The sequence below is a fragment of the Paenibacillus sp. 2TAB23 genome, from assembly GCF_052115165.1.
Lineage (GTDB): Bacteria > Bacillota > Bacilli > Paenibacillales > Paenibacillaceae > Pristimantibacillus.
On sequence record NZ_JBFRGD010000016.1, the window covers coordinates 61900 to 83087 of the forward strand.

Consider the following 21188-nt stretch of genomic DNA (forward strand, 5'->3'; position numbering starts at 1 on the left):
ACCTCCTTCAAATCCATTAATCTTAGCCTGTCTGTGCAGCTAACCGCATTATGCTTTGCTCCGTTGCAGTGTCGCTTTCGAGAATGCCGGTGGAGCGTCCTTCCGACATCACCATGATGCGGTCTGACATACCGATCAGCTCCGGCATCTCAGACGAAATCATGATGATGCTTTTCCCTTGCTTAGCAAGCTCGATAATAATGCTGTATATTTCATATTTGGCCCCAATGTCGATGCCCCGCGTAGGTTCATCAAGCAGCAAAATATCAGGGTTCGTCAGCAGCCAGCGTGCCAGCAGCACCTTCTGCTGATTGCCGCCCGACAGATTGCGGATCAATTGATCGACTGACGGCGTCTTTGTCTTGAACTTCTCGACGCCTTTAACGGCTTCTTCCCTCATCTTCGACTCATTCAGGAAGCCAAAACGGTTCTGATACATGCCAAGGTTGGCGATCGCCGTATTCTCCTTCACGGACAAGACCGGGAATATCCCCGTAACGCGGCGTTCTTCCGTCAACAAGGCGATTTTGTGCTTCTTCGCATCAATCGGCGATTTGATCACAATCGGCTTGCCATCCTTATAGATGGAGCCTGACTTCACCGACCTTAGCCCGAACAGTGCTTCAATAAGCTCCGTGCGCTGCGCGCCGACTAGGCCGCCGATCCCGAGAATTTCGCCTTTGCGAAGCTCGAACGATACGTCCTTGAACGAATGCGCATGCGGTGAAGTCAGTCCCTCTACCCGCAGCATGACTTCGCCCGGAACGTTTGTGCGCTCCGGATAACGCTCCGACAGATCGCGTCCAACCATACGGGTAATAATCGTATCAATGGTCAGCTCCGGGGCTGGCCAGGTTCCGATATATTTGCCGTCGCGCATAATGGTTACGTCGTCTGAAATGCGCAATATCTCTTCCATCTTGTGAGAAATATAAATAATCGACACGCCGCGTGCACGCAGCTTATTAATGATTGCAAACAGCTGTTCTACCTCATTGCCCGTAAGCGAGGAGGTCGGCTCATCCATGACGATGATTTTCGAATTGAAGGATACCGCTTTGGCAATTTCAAGTGATTGGATTTTGGAAACCGACAATTCGCCTACCAGCTGGTTAGGGTCGATCCCCATGTTCAGATCCTCGAACAGCGCCACAGTGTCGCGGTACATCTTTTTATGATCTATGAACCGGAAAGGCGGGATGCCCTTTACCGGGAATCTGCCAAGCCAAATGTTCTCCATCACACTGCGCTGCGGTACGGGATGAAGCTCCTGATGGATCATCGAAACGCCAAAATTCAATGCGTCCTTCGAGTTTTTAATATCAACCTTTTGTTCATCCAGATAAATTTCGCCGGCATCCGGCTTATAAATACCAAACAAGCATTTCATCAATGTAGATTTGCCTGCGCCATTCTCTCCCATAAGCGCATGAACCGTACCGGGACGTACCTTGAGCGTTACATTGTCCAGTGCCTTGACACCCGGAAACGTCTTCGTAATCCCGTTCATTTCTAGCAAATAAGGATGCTGCTTTGCCATTGTATAGCCTCCTTTTGTCGAGCCCGTTTTGCGTAAATGGGCGAAAAAAAACAGGGGCAACGCAAGTGACGTTATTCCCCTGCTCTCGTTCATCCATGTTGTTCCAGCTTATTATTTGCTAGCTTCCGTTACTTTTTTGTACGGAATCCATACATATTTGCCGTCCGTGATTTCAAAGCCTGTATTATCTTTAGTCGGTGTTTCTCCTGCAGCCAGTACGCTCATCAGCTCAACCGTTGCTTTACCTTGGTTAGCCGCATCGTTCAATACCGTTCCAAGCAGCGTGCCTTCTTTCAAAGCTTGCTGTGCCGGATCCGTAGCATCTACGCCGACAACCGGCATAAATTTATTGTCTTTGAAATAACCCGCAGCTTTAAGCGCCTCAATTGCGCCAAGCGCCATATCATCATTGTTCGCGATAACCGCTTCGATTTTGTCGCCTTTGGAAGACAGGAATGCAGCCATTTTCTCTTGGCCCTTCACGCGGTCCCACATTGCTGTATCTTCAGCCAGCTTCTCGACTTGAATGCCTGCGTCTTGAATCGCCTGAACGGAGAACTTCGTGCGAAGCTCAGCGTCTTGGTGGCCTGGTTCGCCTTTCAGCATCACGTATTGCAGGATGCCGTCGCCGTTTTTATCTGCTTCGGGATGAGCTTTCCAGTACTCGGCTACGATCTCGCCTTCCATCGTGCCGGACTCTTCCGCTTTGGCACCTACGAAGAACGCTTTATCCCATTTCGCCAAATCATCGGCAAGCGGCTCGCGGTTAATGAATACGACCGGAATGTTTGCTTTTTGCGCTTTATCGATAATAATGCCAGCTGCCGTACGGTCAACCGGGTTAACCGACATCGCTTTTACTTTTTTCGTAATGAACAAATCAACTTTATCATTCTGCGTCGGCTGCGAGTTTTGGCTATCTACGATGTCTACTGCCATTTTACCTTCTGCCGCTGTCTCGATGGCGTTGCGCACGCCGCTCATGAATGTATCGTCGAATTTATAAATGGCGACACCTGCTTTGGGCAAGCCGCTAGTGCTTCCCTCTCCGTTTGCGTTTCCGCAACCTGCTGCCGTCACTGCCAATGCTCCAATAACGAGCGCTGCTGTCCACTTTTTCATTTTTATTGACCCCCTGGTGGATGAATTAACTACTGCTTTATTATGTCTCACATCACAGGAGATTCACATGTAATATCCTCATCTGTTTTATTAATATCCTCATCTGTTTTGCATTTTATCCCCTTCATTGCACGACAGGGAACAGCAGCTTCTGGTTTTTAAGCCAGAACATATTCTCCTCGGTGATGAGCTCCATCCCTATTTCGATCTGGTCAGGAACGCTATTCCCTGAGGCGGCTTCCAAGGCGTGCTTGACGCTGAGGTAGCCCATGCTGAACGGATTTTGGACGATTAACGCTTGAAGCTGGTTTTCCTGCAGCAGCTCCAGCAGCTCGGAGGAGCTGTCGAAACCAACCAATTTAATCTTCTCCCCAGCTAGTCTGTGCTTCAGCTCGAGCGCGGCACCGATGGATGTCTCCGTATTCAGTGATAATAGCCCGTCCAGCTTCTGCTTATCCAGCATGCCTCTGACAGCTGCTTGGCAGGCACCATATTCATCGGAACAGAACTGGCCGTCTACGAGCCGAACCCCTGGATAATCCTTGACCGCATCACGGATCCCTTTTTCTCGCAGCTTCCCGTTAATGCCGCCTTTGCTGAAGGCAATAATGGCTACATCTCCCTTACCACCGAGGCGATCAGCCATCTCGCGCATCGCTTCCTTCCCGGCAAGGTAATTGTCCGCACCGATATAAGAAGCAATTTCGCCTGATGTGAGCAGACTGTCTATCGCAATAACCGGAATATGGCGTTTGGAAGCTTCGAGTAGAAACGGCTCGAATGCAGAGTCTGCATTCGCTCCGAGCACAATGGCATCTGGCGTTGTCTCCAGTGACTGCATCGCTGTCTGCAGCTGCCCGTCAATATCCCCTTCATCGGCAGGTGCGGATACGTGCAGCGTAATGCCGAATTCTTTTACCGCTGCTTGCGCACCCATCGTGACATTTTTCCAATAGTCACCCTTGCTTGTGCGGAGAATGAGCTGAATCGTTTTGCCAGCCTCCTCCTGCTGCGGCTCCTCGGAGCCTGGATAAAGCGCGGAATACAGCAAACATAAGGCCACGAGGAAGAGCAGCCAGCTTATAATCATGCTTTTGTGCTTCGCCATTAGAACTGCTCCCCTCCGTCGATTTGATTAGGCATAAGGGCAGGGAATCTAATCGTAATCGTTGTTCCCTCTTCAAGCTCACTCTCGAACTGCAGACCGTAAGCGTCCCCAAAGTAAAGCTTGATTCGTTCCTGTACGTTGGTAATGCCGACGCCCGAGCCCTTCGAGCTTACAACCGTTCCCGCTTGTATCTGCGAGAGCTGCTTCTCCGACATGCCAAGCCCGTCATCTTTAATTCGAATCACGATTTCTCTGCCTTCCAGCCGTGCTGACACGGCAATATGCCCTTTGTCCACGGAAGGCTCGATCCCGTGCACCAGCGCATTCTCGATAAGCGGCTGAACGATAAGCTTCAAAGTCGGATGAACCAGCGCCTCTTCCTGCAAATTAAAGGAGTAATCGAATTTATTTTTGAACCGCATCTGCTGGATAATGAGATAGTTGCGTGCGTGCTCCATCTCATCGGCAATCGTTATGAGGCTCTTTCCTTTGCCTATGCTGATCCGGAACAGCTTGGACAACGCCGTAATCATCGTAATGACCTCTTCATTCTTGTTCATGCCGACCATACGTACGACCGTATTGAGCGTGTTGTACAGGAAGTGGGGATTAATCTGAGCCTGCAGCGCCTCCAGCTCATACTTCCGTTTGCTTTCCTGCTCCGACACGATTCGGACCATAAGCTGCTTGATCGTACCCATCATCGTATTGAATCGATCGGCAAGATGCTTGATTTCAAGCGGCCCCTCATCGCTGACCGCTTTATCGAAGTCACCGCGTTCCACGCTTTTCATAGAGAGCTCAAGCCGTTTGATCGGCCTCGAAATACGACGTGCCACTAAACTCGACAGCAAGAATACAATGAGCACTAACGCGATGAGGAGCTTCGCCATCGAGCCGTTCAGCTCCCAGCTTGTCGTCATGACTTCATCCATATAGGACACGCCAACTACCTTCCAACCTACGTTGCCGATGGTTTGAACGCTTATCATCTTGGCTTCCTCGGACGTTTCATCAATAAAGCTGCCATACGTATGCTTGAGCGCGAGCTCGACATTTTCTTGTTTCAGGTTTGCATAAATGAGCTCAAGCTGCGGATGATACACGATATTGCCAGCCGATTCATCCAGCATGTACACATAGCCCTTCTTCCCCAAGCTGATGCGCTCGGACAGTTCATCGATCGTACTGAAATTGACGTCCATCAGCAGCACGCCATTCACCTGCTTGCCGTTATGCTGGACGGTAATGCTTTTGCTCATGGATACGACCCACCTGTACTGCTGCTTGTACAGATTCTGAACATGGGGCAGCGAAATCGATAGATGACCGGTAGTATCCATCGCGCTGCGGAACCAACCTTCCTCTGAGATTCGAAGTGTTTCCTTCAGCTCAACGTTCGGCAAGTCCAGCAGCAGCTGTCCCTTATCGTCAAAGAGGGCTAGCGATACCGTATCGGTCCGCGTCGACATCATCGACTCCAGCTGCTGACGCATCACATCCGATTCCACATTCTCGCTTTGACCGAGCGCATGATGCATCATATTGAACAAATCGGATGTGACCTCCACATAGTTTTCGAGGTTATAGCTGACTTGATCGACGATTTGCTGCGAATTGCGAAAAGCGTTGTCCTGCGCGGTTGCCGAGAAGCGTCCAAATAGAAGAACGCTGACAATCAAAATAATAAAGATGGAGAACAGCGTGAACGACACCGTTAAAATGAATTGAATGCTTCTGCGCTGCATTACTCCTCCTTCTCCGCCGGACTGCTTCGATATTCCTTAGCGGATACGCCGGCATATTTCTTAAAGCTGAGACTGAAATAATTAGGATCAGCGAATCCGACCTTCTCGGCAATCTCGAAAGCTTTCAGCTCCGTCGTGCGCAGCAGCTCCTTCGCTTCTTCCATTCGCAGCTGAAGCAAATAAGCACCGAACGTAAGCTTCAGCTCCTTTTTGAACAAACCGCTGAAATAGCCCGCGCTGACATGCAGCTGCCCGCATACTTTCGCAATCGACAGATCGCTCTCATGGAAATGACTTTTTGTATAACTGATCGCGTCCTCCACAATCTGTTTGTAGGTATGCTGTCTGCGGCTCGCAATGCTTCTTCTTACTTTAGCGCACATCTCTCCGAACCAAATCTTCGTCTCTTGCGGGCTATTCAACTTCTGGTATTGGTTTAGAATGCCCCATCCTCCGCCGAGGATGTCCTCTTCATCGGTTTCGAGCACCTTAGTCAGCTTAATGATCGCGGTCACCATCTCCAGCAAATAATGCTGGTAGTCGGGAACAGAAGCCTGCACACGCGCGATTTCGTCAAAAAGCCCATCAATGACCTCCTCAAGCTCCTTCTCCGTGCCAAGCTTCACCGCACTGATCAAGCTCCGCTCCTTGGATTCATCGAAAAGCAGCTTCTCCTGGACGCGTTTCTCCATATCGTCAATGCAAATAATCATATTGCTGCCAAGTATCCGCCGATAATCCAACGCCACCATCGCGGCCTCATAGGCATATTTCAAGTTGCCGAGCTCTCTGGTGAAGGTGCCAACTCCGATCATGACAGGGAACCGTAAAAACCGTTCGATGCTTTGCAAAATTTCCTTCAATGCGGTCTGCGTGTCCTCCATCATCTGCGCTTGATCGCCATCCGGACTTACCGTGAACAAGACGACCTGATCCTGATGGATAAATACTTTGCCCAGCTCATGCCTTGCCCATATTTCGCTCGCAATGTTGCTGACTGAGAACAGCTTCAGGTCCAAATCCGTCGACGATGCCAAGGATACCGATGGCTTGGCGCCATTCTGTTCCGCCTGCTCGTCCGAATGATGCACCGAAATAATGGATACCACATAGCCCTCCCCCTCTAGCTGCATGCCATACTTCCTAGCTTTCTCCGCAATATCAAGATGCGGCTGCTTTCGCGTTATTAAAGAGGATAAAAACTTCTCCCGAACGATGGGCAAGCTGGTACGGTAGTGCTCCTCCAGCAGCTCGACATTGCTCCGCTGTTCGCGTTCCTCGTCCATCCGCCTCGCTACCTCCACAACGGTATGGGTTAGCTGCTCCGCTGAGAACGGTTTCAAAACGTAAGCGTCCACCTGCAGATGAATCGCTTGCTTGGCATATTCGAACTCATCATGACCGGATAAAATAACGATTCTCGTAATCGGATACGTCTTTCTAGCCCATTCCGACAGCTCGAGTCCGTTCATATAAGGCATGCTAATATCGGTAATGAGCACATCCGGCTCCATCTTTTCGAATAATTCCATCGCTTCCTTGCCGTTCCCGGCTGTTCTGACCTCCGTGAAGCCGCAGCCCGCCCAATCGATCTCAATCATTAACCCTTCCGTTACTTCCGACTCGTCGTCAACGAGCAGCAGCTTATACATTTGGCTCCCCCTAAAAAGCTTGCTATGACCATGGCGCAGGCCTGCTGCCTGCATCCCGCCAATTCTCATTTTGCCACAGATTTCACTATTGTACATACAGAAACCTTTGATCAAGGTATCCTTTGCTGATCGATTTCCTTATTATGCAAATACAATCAACTAAACATACGAGTTTCGTTGCACGAAGAAAAGACCGATCTCCTTCACACAGGATCATCGGTCATCTTGTATAGGTACGTCAACGAGACACTTTAGAGTTCTGTCCAAGTCACCGTCAACTGAACAATATCTTCTTGAGGGGAAGCTAGCGGGCCGCCGATCATAGACCAGCTATGTTTTTTCTCGGCATTTATGCCTTGAAAAATGAGATTGTTATCATCTATGGTCTGTCCTGCCTCATCCAGTTCCTGCGCATCAAAATAGTCTTTGTACGTTTTAGTAACGGATGTCATGCTCTCTTTCGTTGAAAAAATGAGCAATACCGACTTTTTGCCATCGGTCTCCGAGGAATGCGCCGTCGTAATCTCCGCATCCTGCGGCAGCGGAAAATCCTTAGGCAAATACGCGGGAACCTTCTCCGCTCCAGTCGTATCGGATACACTCGTTTCGTTCCCGTTCACCGCAGGATCAGCTGCTTGGCCGACAGCGTTATTAGATGATGTTTCTTGCATGTTTTCGCCATTCGGCTCGCTTGAATTATTTTCTGCTGCGGCATTGCTGCACGCCCCTAATGCCATGACCAGTGCGAATGACATAACCGCATGACTCCACATTTTCTTTTTCAAGACGTCAACTCCCTCTTCACAGTTAGGCTGCTTGGTGTCTGATCAAATGTACGACCCTCCTATCTATTACCCCTCAATGAGCGTATGAAACGCACCTCCAATCCATTCCTGCTGCTGCCCAATCGGCAGACAGATTTAACGACGACACCTGTGGGGTATGCATGGACTCCGATTATAAGGCAGAAACGATAAGAACAGCCCGCGGAATATCCACGGGCTGTTCTTATTAGAGATATTATGATGGCAAGTGCTAAAGAATCTCATGAAGAAATGCCTCTACAATTTGAGGGTCGAAATGATGACCGCTTTGGGCCTCAACCTCCGCAATCGCCTCAAGCGAGGTCCATGCTTTTTTATAAGGCCTTTCATGAGTGAGCGCGTCATAGAAATCGGCAAGTGCTACGATACGCGCTTCAATGGGGATTTCTTCTCCCTTTAAGCCTTGCGGATAACCCGTTCCATCCCATTTCTCATGATGCGACCTCGTAATGACCTCCGCCATCCTCAGCACATCGAAGGAGCTGCCTTCCAATATGCTTGCGCCGATCAAGGTGTGCTGCTTCATTTGTTCGAACTCGTCTTGCTCGAAGCGGCCTGGCTTCAGCAGAATGTGATCGGGTATGCCGATTTTCCCAATATCGTGTAGTGGCGCTGCTCTTGCAATAAGCTCAACCTGCCATTCGGGCAGGCCTAAGCGGATCGCGATGCGGCTCGACATTTGCCCTACCCGCTGCGTGTGCATGCCTGTCATATCATCACGATACTCTGCAGCACGCCCGAACAGCTCCAGAATTTCCAGCTGGGCCTGCTGCAGCTGTTCCGTACGCTGCCTGACCCGCTCCTCCAGCAAAGCGTTATGGGATTGGAGCTGTTTATGAAGCTCACGCGTTTTGAGTAAATTATTAATGCGCAGAATAACCTCTGTACGGTCATATGGTTTTGTTAGGAAATCATTCACGCCTGCCTGCAAGCCTTCTTGTCTGGCCTTCGGCGTGACGTCCGCGGTCAGCATGAGTACTGGCAAATAGTTGTCCTGCCCCGTCTGCTCCCGAATCAGCTTGAGCGCCTCGATGCCGTCCATTCCCGGCATATGCAGATCCAGCAGAATGATATCTGGATCGTTGTCCTTCAGCAGCTGCAGAATTTGATGCGGATCAACGGTACTGAACACATGCACAAAACCAGCCCTGCCGAGAATTCGCTCGAGCAAGCTAATATTATATTCCTGATCGTCTACAATTAAAATTTTGGCTTGGTTCGGAGCAGCTTGAGCCACGTTCGTCCTCCGTTCAGTTAATGCTCTCAGTAGTCAATAGTTGATTCATTTTACTTAGCAATCGGTCCAGCACGACCGGCTTCGTATCGAAGTCGTCGCAGCCTGCTTGATAGGCTTTCTCGTCATCTCCGGCCATCGCATGCGCAGTCAGTGCAATAACGGGTATGGCCTTCAACTGCTCTGAGCTTTTGAGAAACCGGGTAGCCTCCCAACCATCCATGACAGGCAAGCTCATATCCATCAGCACAAGGTCGGGACGTTCAGACTCGGCTAGCTCAACGCCCTGCTGACCATCGTTAGCCGTAATAACCACAAATCCTTTGCGGGTCAGCCTCCGACTCAGCATATCCCGGTTCATCTCGTTATCCTCTACTAGTAATATCTTGTACATAAAGCGGTCCTCCTTTCGCTGGCTTGTGCTTCTTGCTTTGCCTATCATCCGGCGCCATGTACTTCTCCGTCAAGAGTATGACTGGAATCGGGCTCCACTTGTCATGCTTTCTCCATTCCTCTATGAAAGCAAGCCCATCCATTCCCGGCATCAATAAATCAAGCACAATTAGCGAAGGCTTTACCCTCCCCATGCAAGCCAGCGCAATGACACCGTTCCGCGCTTCGCATACATTATAGCCTTCCATGCGAAGCAGTCTCGCAGCTTGCTCGTTTGCCGCCTGATCATCCTCAATGACCAGCACGGTATGCTCCGCGCGGTTTACAGCAAATTGATTCATAACGGCGATCAACGATTCTCTCTGAATCGGTTCTATCTGGAACTCAGCCGCACCAAGCGTACGGCTAGACTTTGAGCCCTCACCCAAGGAGCAGATGACATCGGGAATGGCTGCCAATTCGGAATCGCTCTTCAGCGCCAGCGCCTGTATAGCTTCTATCTCCTCATCGTACACTTCCACAGCGCCCGTCTCGGGAAGCGTACTAGGGAGCCAGCAAGTGAAGGTCGTACCAATGCCAAACTCGCTTTCTACGCTTATATCTCCGCCCATGATTTGACTAAAGCGCTGGCTGATCGCAAGCCCCAGACCGGTACCGCCATATTTCCTCGTCGTTGAAGCATCCGCCTGCGTAAAGGGTTGAAACAGCTTCTCCAGCTGATCCGGCGTCATCCCGATTCCCGTATCTCTTATACGGAAGGCGAAACCGAAACGGTTTCCTCTAGCTTCCTTATATATATCGAATGCAATGGAGCCTGCTTCGGTAAATTTATTGGCGTTGCTTAGCAAATTAATGAGAATTTGCCGAAGCTTAGTCACATCGGAAGTGAAGTCTCCCACATCTCTGCAGTCAGTTAGAAGCTTATTCCCTTTGCTTTCTACCAACGGCCGAATCGTCGTCATCACGTCTTGAATCAAATCGGGCAAGCTGTATGTCTCTAGATGCAGCTCCATCTTGCCTGCCTCAACCTTGGATATATCCAGAATATCATTGATTAAGGCGAGCAGGTGATTGCCTGCTTTGTTGATCTTGGCCAAGTCCTCTGCAAAAAAAGATTCCTCAAGCTCCTCTGCTTCCTCTTGAAGCATTTCGCTATAGCCGATTATCGCATTAAGCGGCGTACGCAGCTCATGGCTCATATTCGCTAAAAACTGGCTTTTGATCATATTCGCTTTGATAGCTTCGTCATGCGCTTTGGCCAGCTGCTTTGTCCGTTCGGCAAGTGCTGTCTCCGCTTTGACCCGATCCGTAATATCCGTTCGGATCGAAATAAATTGCCGCGGGCGGCGGTCATCATTTAGAAAAGGCACAATGGTTGTATGCATCCAGTATTCGCTGCCGTCCTTGGCCCGGTTTTTGACCTCGCCTTTCCAGACTTGCCCTTGTTTAATCGTCTCCCACATCTCTTTGAAAAAGGATTTGGGATGATACCCTGAATTAATGACCCGATGTGTCTTGCCGATTAGCTCTGCGCGATCATACATTGAAATTTCGCAAAACTTTTCATTGATGTATGTGATGACGCCTTTATCATCAGTGATAGCCACGATAGATGAAGCGTCCAGCGCATTTTCAATATCATGCAAATTTTCCATGGTCTGAAGCAGTTTATTCTCATTTTGCTTGCGGGACGTTATATCTGTGCCTATAGAAACATATTGGTAGACAAAACCTTGATCATTTACAATCGGCATGACCGTCATGCTTATCCAATAATCGGTGCCATCCTTGGCTCTGTTTTTCATTTCTCCTTTCCATACGAGCTTTTGGCTGATCGTTTCCCACAAGTCTTGAAAATAGGCAGCGGGATGATAGCCCGAATTTACCGTATGATGACTTTGTCCGATGATCTCATTGCGGTCAAATTTGGAAATCTCGCAAAAACAATCATTCACATAGGTAATCATCCCATTTTCATTCGTAATCGAGATAATGGAGGATAGCTCCATTGCCGATAATGCATGCTTCACATCTTTAAGTTCCGTTAACATCTGCTTCTCCTATCCAGCTCATGCTGTCCGGTATGTAGTCAACTATTACGTCCATCATGCATGCCTAAGAAAGATAAGGCCTAATCTCAGCCAGCAAGGACTGCGGATTAAAGGCTCCCTTTTGGACGATGTTTTTCACATATCCGCTTAGTTTCCGTTCATCTTCTGGCGTAATGCTCTTCGCCGTCAAGACAACAATCGGTATGCGCCGCCATGCCTCCTGCTTCCTGAGCTCTTCTATAAATTCAAAGCCATCCATCTCAGGCATCATCAAATCCAGCAATATTAACGCGGGTGTTTCCTTCTCCACGCTTGCCAGTGCTAGGATGCCGTTGCTGGCTTCCCTAACGGCATATCCTTCTTTTCGCAGCAGTCTTGCCACAAGCTCGCTTGCCGACATATCATCCTCGATAACTAGAATCGAGTGCTGTTCACGGTTGGCAACGTACTTGTCCATTACGGTTAGCAGCTGCTCCCTCTGGACCGGCTTCATCAGAAACTCAGCGGCACCAAGCGTGTATCCCAGCTGCCTGTCGCTCGTCATGGACCAGACGACGACCGGAATTTCGGCCAGCTCCGGATCGCTCTTAAGCGCGCCAAGCACGCTCCAGCCATCCATGCTCGGCATGAGTATATCCAAGCAAATTACTTTTGGCTTAAGCTTTTTGGCCAGCCGCAGCCCCTCCGGCCCGTTCTCGGCAAAGGCTAGCTTCCAGCCGGTTTTGGCGAGATAACGCTGCATTAACTCACGGTTAAACGCTTCATCGTCAATGAGCAGGATGCTAACATGCCCAGCCTCTTCCTGCGAAAGCGATGCAGCATCCTTGATCAGGGCCGGAATCGATACAAGCGCATCAGAGGGAGAGCTTGGCAGCCAGCAGGTAAAGGTCGTTCCAACGCTAAATTCGCTCTCTACTTGAATATCCCCGCCCATAATTTGACTGAAGCGCTGGCTGATCGCAAGCCCCAGCCCTGTTCCTCCATACTTTCGCGTCGTAGAAGCATCCGCCTGCGTAAAGGGCTGGAATAGCTTAGCAAGCTGAGCGGACGTCATTCCGATACCCGTATCCCGGACACGGAAAGCATAACCAGACTGTCCGTCCCTCGCTTCCTTATATACGTTGAATGTAATTGAACCAGCCTCTGTAAACTTGTTGGCGTTGCTAAGCAAGTTAATCAGTATCTGCCGCAGCTTAGTAACATCCGCTTGAATCTCCCCGTCTTCCTCGCATATCGTTTGAAGCTGGTTGCCTTTCCCTTCGACTAAGGGACGGATCGTCGTCAAAACATCCTGAATTAAGTCCGGCAGGCTGCTGCTCTCCAGATGCAGCTCCATCTTGCCAGCCTCGATCTTGGAGATGTCGAGAATATCGTTAATAAGAGCCAGAAGATGGTTTCCTGCTTTGCTGATTTTGGATAAATCGTCTACGAATGAGGCCTCGCCAAGCTCTTCTGCCTCCTCTTGAAGCATTTCGCTATATCCGATAATGGCGTTTAACGGCGTGCGCAATTCGTGGCTCATGTTCGCTAGAAATTGGCTTTTGATCAGATTCGCTTGAATGGCCTCATCATGTGCCTTCGCAAGCTGCTCTGTCCGAACCGCTACCAAATCCTCCAGATGCTCATTTAACGCAAGCAGCTCCTGATTCATCATATAAATTTCGTCCGACTTCTGCTGAAGCTCCGAATCCTTATACGCGAATTTTCGCGAGATATAAATGCCGATAATGGATAGGGCGAGCGTAACGAGCGTTCCTGTTGATATGTAGTACGCAAGCCACTTCTGATTCAGCATTATGCCCGTGGACAGAGCTGATTCGTCCATTACATGGAATTGAGCCCCTGCCATTCCTGTATAATGCATGCCGGCAATCGCAGCACCCATTAACAGCGCCGCTCCCAGCTTCATCCATTCGCCAGCGCTCCCTGCAGCCTTTCGGAAATAAATAGCCAGCAAAAGCGCTGCTATCGACGCAGCAATGGCTATCACAATAGACAGCGTGAAGTAGAAGGGGTCATATTCGATGTTGATCCGCATGGCAGCCATTCCGATGTAATGCATGGCCGATATGCCCGACGCCAGCAGCAGGCCGCCAAAAAACACATGCTTGAACCGGGGCTCTGGCCGTCCGATGATAATCAAAGCGATAAAGGAACCGGCAATGGCCGCCAATACCGAAACGAAAACGATGCTCAAATCATAGCTGACCGGCTCAGGCAAAGAGAATGCGAGCATCCCTACGAAATGCATCGACCATATTCCCATGCCCATAGCGATTGAGCCGAACAGCAGCCACCCCCATCGTTGTGCTTCTTTAGCTATGCTTAATCTCTCAACCATCACTAGTACGGTATAAGAGGCAACTACGGCAACGAGATAAGAAACGGCTACCAATGTTGTATCATGCGATCCATGAAGATGATTCATGGCGTACCCCCCTTTCGTGTGATCCTTCATTTTATGATTAAGCGTGCAAACGCTGCTGCAGCGCGAGCGATAATTGATTCAACTGCCTAATGGCTTGATCAACCTGCTCAGACTCTTCAATCTGACGCTCGCAGGCTTCCGTGAGCTGTTCAAGCGAAGCCATCCCTCCCTCGATCACGGCAGCAATATCAACCATTTCGGCGGTCACTCCCGATGCCCCGTCCCTGACGCGGATCTTCATTTCCATGCTGTCGCTCGATGCTTGAACCGCGTGATTCATTTTGCTAAGATTCGATTCGATTAACTCAATGGAATAAGCTTGATCGCCAAGACCGCCGGTCATTTCCTCACAGACAAAACGCATCTGCTTATTCGTATGAGCAGCTTGATAGGAGGCGCGCAGAACCGTGTCCGAAGTATTGCCGATTTGCTTGGTAAGCCCCTGAAGCTCTTCAAGCAATTGATTCAGCTTTTCTTCCTTTTCTCTTTTTTCGTTCTCAAGCTGCTTGGTAATCGCCTGCTTGGATCGAATTTGCCAAATCTTCGCTACCGAAGTAGCGGTTAAAAAGACGATGTGTATGAAAGCTTTGGAGGCTTCATATTCCGCGGATCCAAGCAAAATTTCAGAAAAAAAGAAATAGCCTGCAGCATGCTGCATCGTAAAAATAACATTCGTCAGAAGAATTAGCCGGATATCATCATAAGAAGCAATCACGGCAATAACGATAAAAACAGAAAAGTAGTAGGCAGAGTGCCCGCCGCTCCCGCTAATCATTGAGATGCTCGAAAACGATAACGTTAATGTATGCAGCCATTTCAAGAGCTTATGGTCTTTTCTTTTTAAAAACACGGAGCACGCCAGCATAAAGCTTATAAAAGGCAGGATTATTAGAATAACCTCGCCCATAGCGTGTTGCGTAAGCATGCCGTGCAAATCCTGCCATGGATACATCATTCGTGTTGTCGGGAATATGATCACGCTCAACAAAACGGCTGCAGCCGAAAACCATAGCATGAAGCTGTTCTTCCTATCTAGCATGAACCAGACACCCTCCTAAATGGATTCAAAATCTATCTTCGCATTATGATTGTACAACCATTGGCTGAAACAATTCTGAAACTGAGCCAGCTCCTTATTCACCATCACATTAAGCAGCTATTGATCTGATAGATGACCGTATACAGCTCGGTTATCCCGCGTTTTCTATCGATATTTCTCCATTTCAACGAAGCTAACAGCAGGGAAATGACGCATAAGATTCATATGTACTTGCAATCTAATCTTTTCACCTTCTCTAGCACCTGCCGGCACCATCGCTTTACAAAAGGGATTATAAGGTATTATAACGCATTTCAACGATGTCGAACGCGTTCTTTTCACCATCTGCACGTCATTCAGAACTAGCTTATCCCATTTGAATCTCCTTGTTGCTGGCTATTTCTTCGTTATCTTGTTATATTACCTTAGGTGAGTCCGAATCTTGTTTTTGATGAGAGCTCCTTAGACTATAGAACGCGCAGGTGATGAACATGATTGAGGTAAAATCTTCTAAGCTAAGCGATGGGGAATTCAATAGAGGCGTATTTGCAACACGCGACATACCACAAGGAACTATATTTCACGAGGCACCCGTCATTCCATTCCCGAATGAACAGCATGAACACATAGAAAAAACGCTGCTCGCTGATTACGTGTTTGAATACGGAGAGCATCATACGGCCATTCTGCTCGGGTACGGCATGCTGTTCAACCATTCTTACACCCCTAACGCCCATTATGATTTGAATTTCGACAACCATACCGTCGACTTTTTTGCCCATACGGACATTGCTGCGGGAGAAGAAATTCTAATCAATTACAATGGCGAAGTTGAAAACGACGATCCGCTCTGGTTCAACGAGGGCAAGGAATAACAAAAAAACGAGGCTAATCCCGGAAACATCCGGAACAGCCTCGTTTTTTCAATTCGCATGCCTGACTTATAATTTTAAACAAAACCGCCATTTACCCGAACGGTCTGCCCTGTCATCCATCGTGATTCCTCGCTTGCAAGAAACAACACCACGGTGGAAATGTCATCCGGCTCGCCCAAACGTCCTAGGGAATTCATGTTGACGATATTCTGAATTTGCTGCTCGGATTTCCCGTCCTTAAACAGCTCTGTATTGATTGGACCAGGCGCAACCGCATTAATCGTAATGCCCTTATGTCCAAGCTCCTTCGCAAGCTGCCTCGTAATCTGCTCCACCGCACCTTTGGTTGCCGCATACGCGCTGTATGCCGGAAACATCATGCCGTTTACCGAGGTAGAGAAGTTAATAATCCGTCCATTCGCATTCATATGCACCGCTGCCTGCTGACATGCAAAATAGGTTCCTTTCACGTTAATGGCGAACTGCTTGTCGAAATCATCCTCCGTCATGCTGACAAGCGGCTTTGTAATCATGACCCCCGCATTGTTGACGAGAATATCGATTTGTCCAAACGTCTCGAGCGTCTTCTGGAACAGCTTCTCGATATCAGCTACGCGGCTAATATCCGCTTGAATGGCTGCTGCTTCGCCTCCCTGCTCCTTAATTACCGCAACGACTTCCTCCGCTTTCGCCGGGCTGCTCGCATAATTAACGACAACCTTCGCGCCGCTGCGCGCCAGTTCTTCAGCTATTTCTCGACCGATCCCTCTCGACGCGCCTGTTACCAAAGCTACTTTGCCAGCCAATTTATGTTCCATTTCATTCATTCCCCCTCGGGTGTCCTGTTCCTGTTCATAAATCGATTATATACGCCATTCAAACAAATATCAAGTGACATTATCGTATATTTGTCACTAGTTAATACCATTCCTTTTCATCTATCTTTCCCATTGCGTAAAAAACAAAAGCCCCTTCGATGTTTGCCATCAAAAGGACTCTATTTTAACTTTCATGCGATGATACGATGCCCGCTAGTAGCAGTCCCCACACGAGCTCGAATTGCTCATTCGGATGCTCGGAGGACCATTCCGCAGCATGCGCAGGATGATGAAAACGGGACGTTGCCATAAAGATAGCATTCGCGGTCTTCATGGAGGAGCCTGGCTTGAATTCCCCTTTTGTTATACCCTCTTCAATAATAACGGCCATTTGTCCAATTAATCTATCGACATGCGACGCAATAATCTCAACCGCATGCAAGGTAACCTCGGCATACATCGCGAACATCTCTGCATCCTCAGCCGCAAATTTTCGTTTGCCTGCAATTAAAGTGTCCAGCCATAGTCGAAGCCTGTCTGCTGCGCTCCCGTCTTTGCGCGCTGCAATATCTTCAAGCGGTGCGGCAACTGATCGGTGCAGCCATCGCTCTGTGACCGCTTCACGAAGAACGGCTTTGCTTGCGAAATGGCGGTATAGCGTTCCATGGCTGACTCCGAGCACCTTCGCCACGTCAACCACCGAGGTTTTATCCGGGCCGAAGCGCCGGAGAACCTGCTCAGCCGCGTCTAATATTTGTTCCTTGCTAAGCGGTAAATCATTTGTCATTATGGGCCGCAGATCATTACCGCCAACTCCCTCAAGAGAGCATGGCCTTATGCTGCGTTTCCCCCCTTCAGCGCTTTGGTTCTATACTATCATTCGCCTATTCAGATGACAATGTTGATACTTTGTAATCAGTCATTCAAAGGTAATGATGGAATCTAGTTGATCAAGCGATCCTTGGCTTACTCATCCACAGCCATTAATTCGGGCAACGACAGCGCCAGCGAAATATTGCATAACATCCCTCTTGCGAGAAAAATAAGCGTCTTATCTTTTGGCCGCTCAAGCCCTGCGTTTTGGAAAGCTGTGTATACGATTTGGTGTATTTCTCGAAAACCATTCTGCATCGTCTGGGTGATTGCTTCTTCTTTGATAGTCTGCGCCTGCATCTGCAGCAAGGTCTCATTCTGGAAGCCGTCCATTATTCTCACATAAGCTTGAACGAGCTCCTCCTCCAGCCGTTCAGGCCCCGTCGTCGCGATAACTGAACGAAAGGCATCAAAAATCCGGCTCCACGACACCTCTAACGCTTCCTGCAAAAGCGCTTCCTTCGTGGAAAAGAACCGAAAAACATAAGGCTGTGAGATTTGTGCGCGTTCAGCCACCTTCGCAGTTGTCGCACGGTAATAGCCAATCTCCGCGAAAACCTCAATCGCAGCCGACACAATATCCGTTCGGCGATTGGCAGAGGTTGAAGATGCTTTCGTCATCCTGTATCCCACCTTCGTTTGTTTCATAATTAGTAATTGATCAATCACTAAGCATAGAATAAGTGATAATTGCTTTCTTTGCAAGCTTAGGCTGCATATTAATTTCCGTATACCGAATACAAATCGTATACTCGCACGCAGGTTACGAAGCAAAGAAGAGACGGCCCCCACTGGCATAACTCCAGGCGGTGCGCGTCTCTTCGGCGTTGTTGCGTGTTAGAGGCTTACTTCGCTTGCTCCGAATAATAGGTCCGGAGCACGTTAACAATATCTAATGTGTTTTTCCGAAGATCTTTGGCGCTAAAAAACACATCGCCTTTCACTTCCGTGTATTTCCGATTATATTCCAGTTGGTTAACCATTTCCTGCGCGCTTTGCCAGCCTGCCTCCTTCGTTCCGAGCTTATAAGGCGAATGACCGATATACAGATCGACGCCAGTACTTTTCACTTCCTCCGCCCACCAGTCAACCAACTTGTCATACCTTGCGACGTTGAACGACAAGCTCCAATAAATCTGTGGCGTAATATAGTCGATCCAGCCCTGCTTTATCCATGTTCGAACATCTGCATACATATCGTCATACGCGGTAATACTTGCTTTCGTATCCGAGCCTGTTTTATCTACGGCCTTGTTCCGCCACACTCCAAATGGGCTTATTCCGTATTCCACCTGCGGGTTAGCCTTATGAATCGAATCGCCCAGCTGCCGCACGAATTCATTAATATTATCTCTTCGCCAATCTGCTTTCGATTGAATTTTAGCGGAGTTGAACGTTTTAAAAGTCACATCGTCGGCAAAAGTGACATTCGACGGATAGAAATAATCGTCAAGATGTACGCCGTCCACGTCATACCCGTTCACAACCTCCATGATCGCGTTAATAATATGCTGGCGCGCTTCAGGAATGCCGGGATTAATATAGAGCTTTCCGGCTGCATTCACAATCCAATCCGGATGCTCCTTAGAAACATGAGTAGGAGCAAGCGATTCCGTCTTCGCGTCAACATGAGCACGAAACGGGTTGAACCATGCATGAAACTCCATATCCCTCTTATGAGCTTCCTCTATCATAAAGGCAAGCGGATCATAAGTCGGCGCCAAGCCTTGAACACCTGTTACGTATTTGGACCAGGGGACCAATTTGGATGGGTACAGCGCATCTCCTGCAGGACGAACCTGTACGAACACGGCATTCAACCCCATATTTTGCAAATCATCCAGCAAGCTGACGAACTCTCCCATTTGCTTCACAGGATTCAAATAAGAAGCCGCAGATGGCCAGTCCAGATTGTACACCGTCGACACCCAAGCTCCGCGCATACCTGTGTTCGCATCTGGTCCTGGACTCGGTTCAGGTTCAGTGGGTGGAGTTACAGTGCCGTCTGATGGATGATCAACCGCGGCTGAGAGCATTGTAATCGTACGGTTGCTTTGGTTCCAATTGACTTGGAGGCCAAGCACCTCGCTAACGAAGCGAAGCGGAACCATCACCCGCCCCTTGTTAAGGAGTACCGTATTATCAAGTCTTACGATGTCGCCATTCACGGTTGCGACCGTATCGCCTTTGACCATTCGAATCGTTTTGCCATCGCGGCTTGTTATTGTAGCCCGCTGATCTGCCTGGCTCCATTCCACGCTCGCTTTCAATTCCTCACTGATGACGCGCAGCGGAACCATCGTTACATTAACCCCAGGTATAATATAAGGGGCTACGTCGCTCTTTATCGTTTTGCCATCCAGAACAATTCGAATAACTGCAGCCTCGGCCGCATCAGCAGCGGGAGCTGCTATACACATGCAAATAGCTGCGCAAAGCAGCCAAAACGTCCATTTCCTTGCCCTCATTACCTTCATTCTCCTATCCGGTTACCCATTATGTACCCTTCCAGGAATTAGACGCTTCCGGCTAGACATAGGTTGCGCCGATGAACAAGTTAACGAGCAATTGTATGTATAGAAGACGAATGGGCAACAAACTTCTCCGCTTCGGGAAGCTAACATTTACGCATAAGAATCATCTTTATGCGGCAAACAAAACATGCTTTTGTTATTTAGTGGGAAATAATAGGCAGTCATGAAAAGGAGTCTTAACGATGAGTGAATTTACAGCGGGCAACCTGACGCTCGTTTCGTTCAAAGAACAAATCACATCAGATCAATTGAGTTACATAAAGGAGCTAAATGAGGATTGGCTTGTCTTTTTCACCGATGAAACCGGTGTAAGCGACGAACCCTCCGAGGCTGTTAACGACCTTTCCGGGGATGTACCCGTGCTGTTTTTCCATAACGCAGAGGATCATGGCTGGGGTTATCGGATTATTCATAAGAAAGAACTGCTAGCCAAGGTCGATGTCAATTATGAGCTTGAGGAGTCTATGCTCATGCAACTCGTAGAAAAGCGGCATCCGGATATAGATGATCCCATTGAACTCTTGTATATCGATGACGAGGGGGAGGCACTGCGAGCCCGTTATATGGAAGAGATTAGCGCATCTTCAGAGCTCCAACAAGCAATCGCTTTGCAGTTTAGCAGCCGCAATGTCGAGCATTTCAAGCTTTTTAACATAGATGCTGAGAAAATCCAGAAATTAAACGGCCTTCTAACTTATGAAAATTGGCTTCAGCTGGAGTCTCCCTGGCAGTTAGTCGAACAATTCAAAGAGCTGCTCAACCTTGAGGAAATGAGCTGGATACGGATACGGCCTGACCGCATTCATGACTAATGTAGATGACGTATATGCGAATATCCTAATTTGTTTAAAACCTAAGTAATAGCCTTAGAAACCTAAACCATTTCAATCCGGATTGATCGACTGAACTTGACTACGCCTACTACATTAAAGGCTGTCCCTCTATATTC

Annotated in this window: 17 protein-coding genes; 2 read left to right on the plus strand and 15 right to left on the minus strand. The window is 48.7% G+C overall.

Annotation, left to right across the window (positions count from 1 at the left end; translation table 11 throughout):
- Positions 1–22: 22 nt before the first annotated feature.
- The 11 genes from AB4Z29_RS21395 to AB4Z29_RS21445 all read right to left on the minus strand — a co-directional run bounded on the left by AB4Z29_RS21395 (position 23) and on the right by AB4Z29_RS21445 (position 15139).
- On the minus strand, positions 23–1540 hold the full coding sequence (locus AB4Z29_RS21395) for a sugar ABC transporter ATP-binding protein (RefSeq protein ID WP_441945023.1): 1518 nt from the start codon (positions 1538–1540) through the stop codon (positions 23–25).
- A gap of 111 nt (positions 1541–1651) precedes the next feature.
- On the minus strand, positions 1652–2662 hold the full coding sequence (locus AB4Z29_RS21400; protein ID WP_441945024.1) for a galactose ABC transporter substrate-binding protein: 1011 nt from the start codon (positions 2660–2662) through the stop codon (positions 1652–1654).
- A gap of 124 nt (positions 2663–2786) precedes the next feature.
- Entirely contained in the window at positions 2787–3770 is a 984-nt protein-coding gene (locus AB4Z29_RS21405; RefSeq protein WP_441945025.1) for a substrate-binding domain-containing protein, read from the minus strand.
- Positions 3770–5518, minus strand: coding sequence for a cache domain-containing sensor histidine kinase (locus tag AB4Z29_RS21410; protein ID WP_441945026.1), 1749 nt, complete (start codon positions 5516–5518; stop codon positions 3770–3772). The genes AB4Z29_RS21405 and AB4Z29_RS21410 overlap by 1 nt, the downstream gene beginning before the upstream one ends.
- A complete protein-coding gene (locus AB4Z29_RS21415; RefSeq protein WP_441945027.1) occupies positions 5518–7170 on the minus strand; it encodes a response regulator in 1653 nt (550 codons plus the stop codon). The genes AB4Z29_RS21410 and AB4Z29_RS21415 overlap by 1 nt, the downstream gene beginning before the upstream one ends.
- Before the next feature lie 251 nt (positions 7171–7421).
- Entirely contained in the window at positions 7422–7955 is a 534-nt protein-coding gene (locus AB4Z29_RS21420) for a hypothetical protein (RefSeq protein ID WP_441945028.1), read from the minus strand.
- A 250-nt stretch (positions 7956–8205) separates the two neighbouring features.
- Positions 8206–9231 carry an HD-GYP domain-containing protein gene (locus tag AB4Z29_RS21425; RefSeq protein WP_441945029.1) on the minus strand — a complete coding sequence of 342 codons (1026 nt, stop codon included), beginning with the start codon at positions 9229–9231 and terminating at the stop codon, positions 8206–8208.
- Between the two features lie 13 nt (positions 9232–9244).
- Positions 9245–9622, minus strand: coding sequence for a response regulator (locus tag AB4Z29_RS21430; protein WP_441945030.1), 378 nt, complete (start codon positions 9620–9622; stop codon positions 9245–9247).
- Positions 9594–11672 carry a PAS domain-containing protein gene (locus AB4Z29_RS21435; RefSeq protein WP_441945031.1) on the minus strand — a complete coding sequence of 693 codons (2079 nt, stop codon included), beginning with the start codon at positions 11670–11672 and terminating at the stop codon, positions 9594–9596. The genes AB4Z29_RS21430 and AB4Z29_RS21435 overlap by 29 nt, the downstream gene beginning before the upstream one ends.
- Positions 11673–11736: 64 nt before the next feature.
- On the minus strand, positions 11737–14100 hold the full coding sequence (locus AB4Z29_RS21440) for a response regulator (RefSeq protein WP_441945032.1): 2364 nt from the start codon (positions 14098–14100) through the stop codon (positions 11737–11739).
- A 37-nt stretch (positions 14101–14137) separates the two neighbouring features.
- Positions 14138–15139, minus strand: coding sequence for a hypothetical protein (locus AB4Z29_RS21445; protein WP_441945033.1), 1002 nt, complete (start codon positions 15137–15139; stop codon positions 14138–14140).
- Between the two features lie 491 nt (positions 15140–15630).
- Between AB4Z29_RS21445 and AB4Z29_RS21450 the strand changes: the two genes are divergently transcribed.
- Complete coding sequence (locus AB4Z29_RS21450) at positions 15631–16014, plus strand: SET domain-containing protein (RefSeq protein WP_441945034.1); 384 nt, start codon at positions 15631–15633, stop codon at positions 16012–16014.
- Positions 16015–16088: 74 nt separating this feature from the next.
- On the opposite strand, the gene AB4Z29_RS21455 is transcribed toward AB4Z29_RS21450, so the two are convergent.
- The 4 genes from AB4Z29_RS21455 to AB4Z29_RS21470 all read right to left on the minus strand — a co-directional run bounded on the left by AB4Z29_RS21455 (position 16089) and on the right by AB4Z29_RS21470 (position 20173).
- On the minus strand, positions 16089–16832 hold the full coding sequence (locus tag AB4Z29_RS21455; RefSeq protein ID WP_441945035.1) for an SDR family oxidoreductase: 744 nt from the start codon (positions 16830–16832) through the stop codon (positions 16089–16091).
- 184 nt (positions 16833–17016) lie between these two features.
- Positions 17017–17619: a TetR family transcriptional regulator gene (locus tag AB4Z29_RS21460; protein WP_441945036.1), complete on the minus strand. Its 603-nt coding sequence runs from the start codon at positions 17617–17619 to the stop codon at positions 17017–17019.
- Between the two features lie 179 nt (positions 17620–17798).
- Positions 17799–18326 carry a TetR/AcrR family transcriptional regulator gene (locus AB4Z29_RS21465; protein ID WP_441945037.1) on the minus strand — a complete coding sequence of 176 codons (528 nt, stop codon included), beginning with the start codon at positions 18324–18326 and terminating at the stop codon, positions 17799–17801.
- A 224-nt stretch (positions 18327–18550) separates the two neighbouring features.
- Positions 18551–20173, minus strand: coding sequence for a family 10 glycosylhydrolase (locus tag AB4Z29_RS21470; protein WP_441945038.1), 1623 nt, complete (start codon positions 20171–20173; stop codon positions 18551–18553).
- A 248-nt stretch (positions 20174–20421) separates the two neighbouring features.
- Here AB4Z29_RS21470 and AB4Z29_RS21475 point away from each other — a divergent pair, with 248 nt between their 5' ends.
- On the plus strand, positions 20422–21051 hold the full coding sequence (locus AB4Z29_RS21475) for a hypothetical protein (protein WP_441945039.1): 630 nt from the start codon (positions 20422–20424) through the stop codon (positions 21049–21051).
- Positions 21052–21188 lie beyond the last annotated feature (137 nt).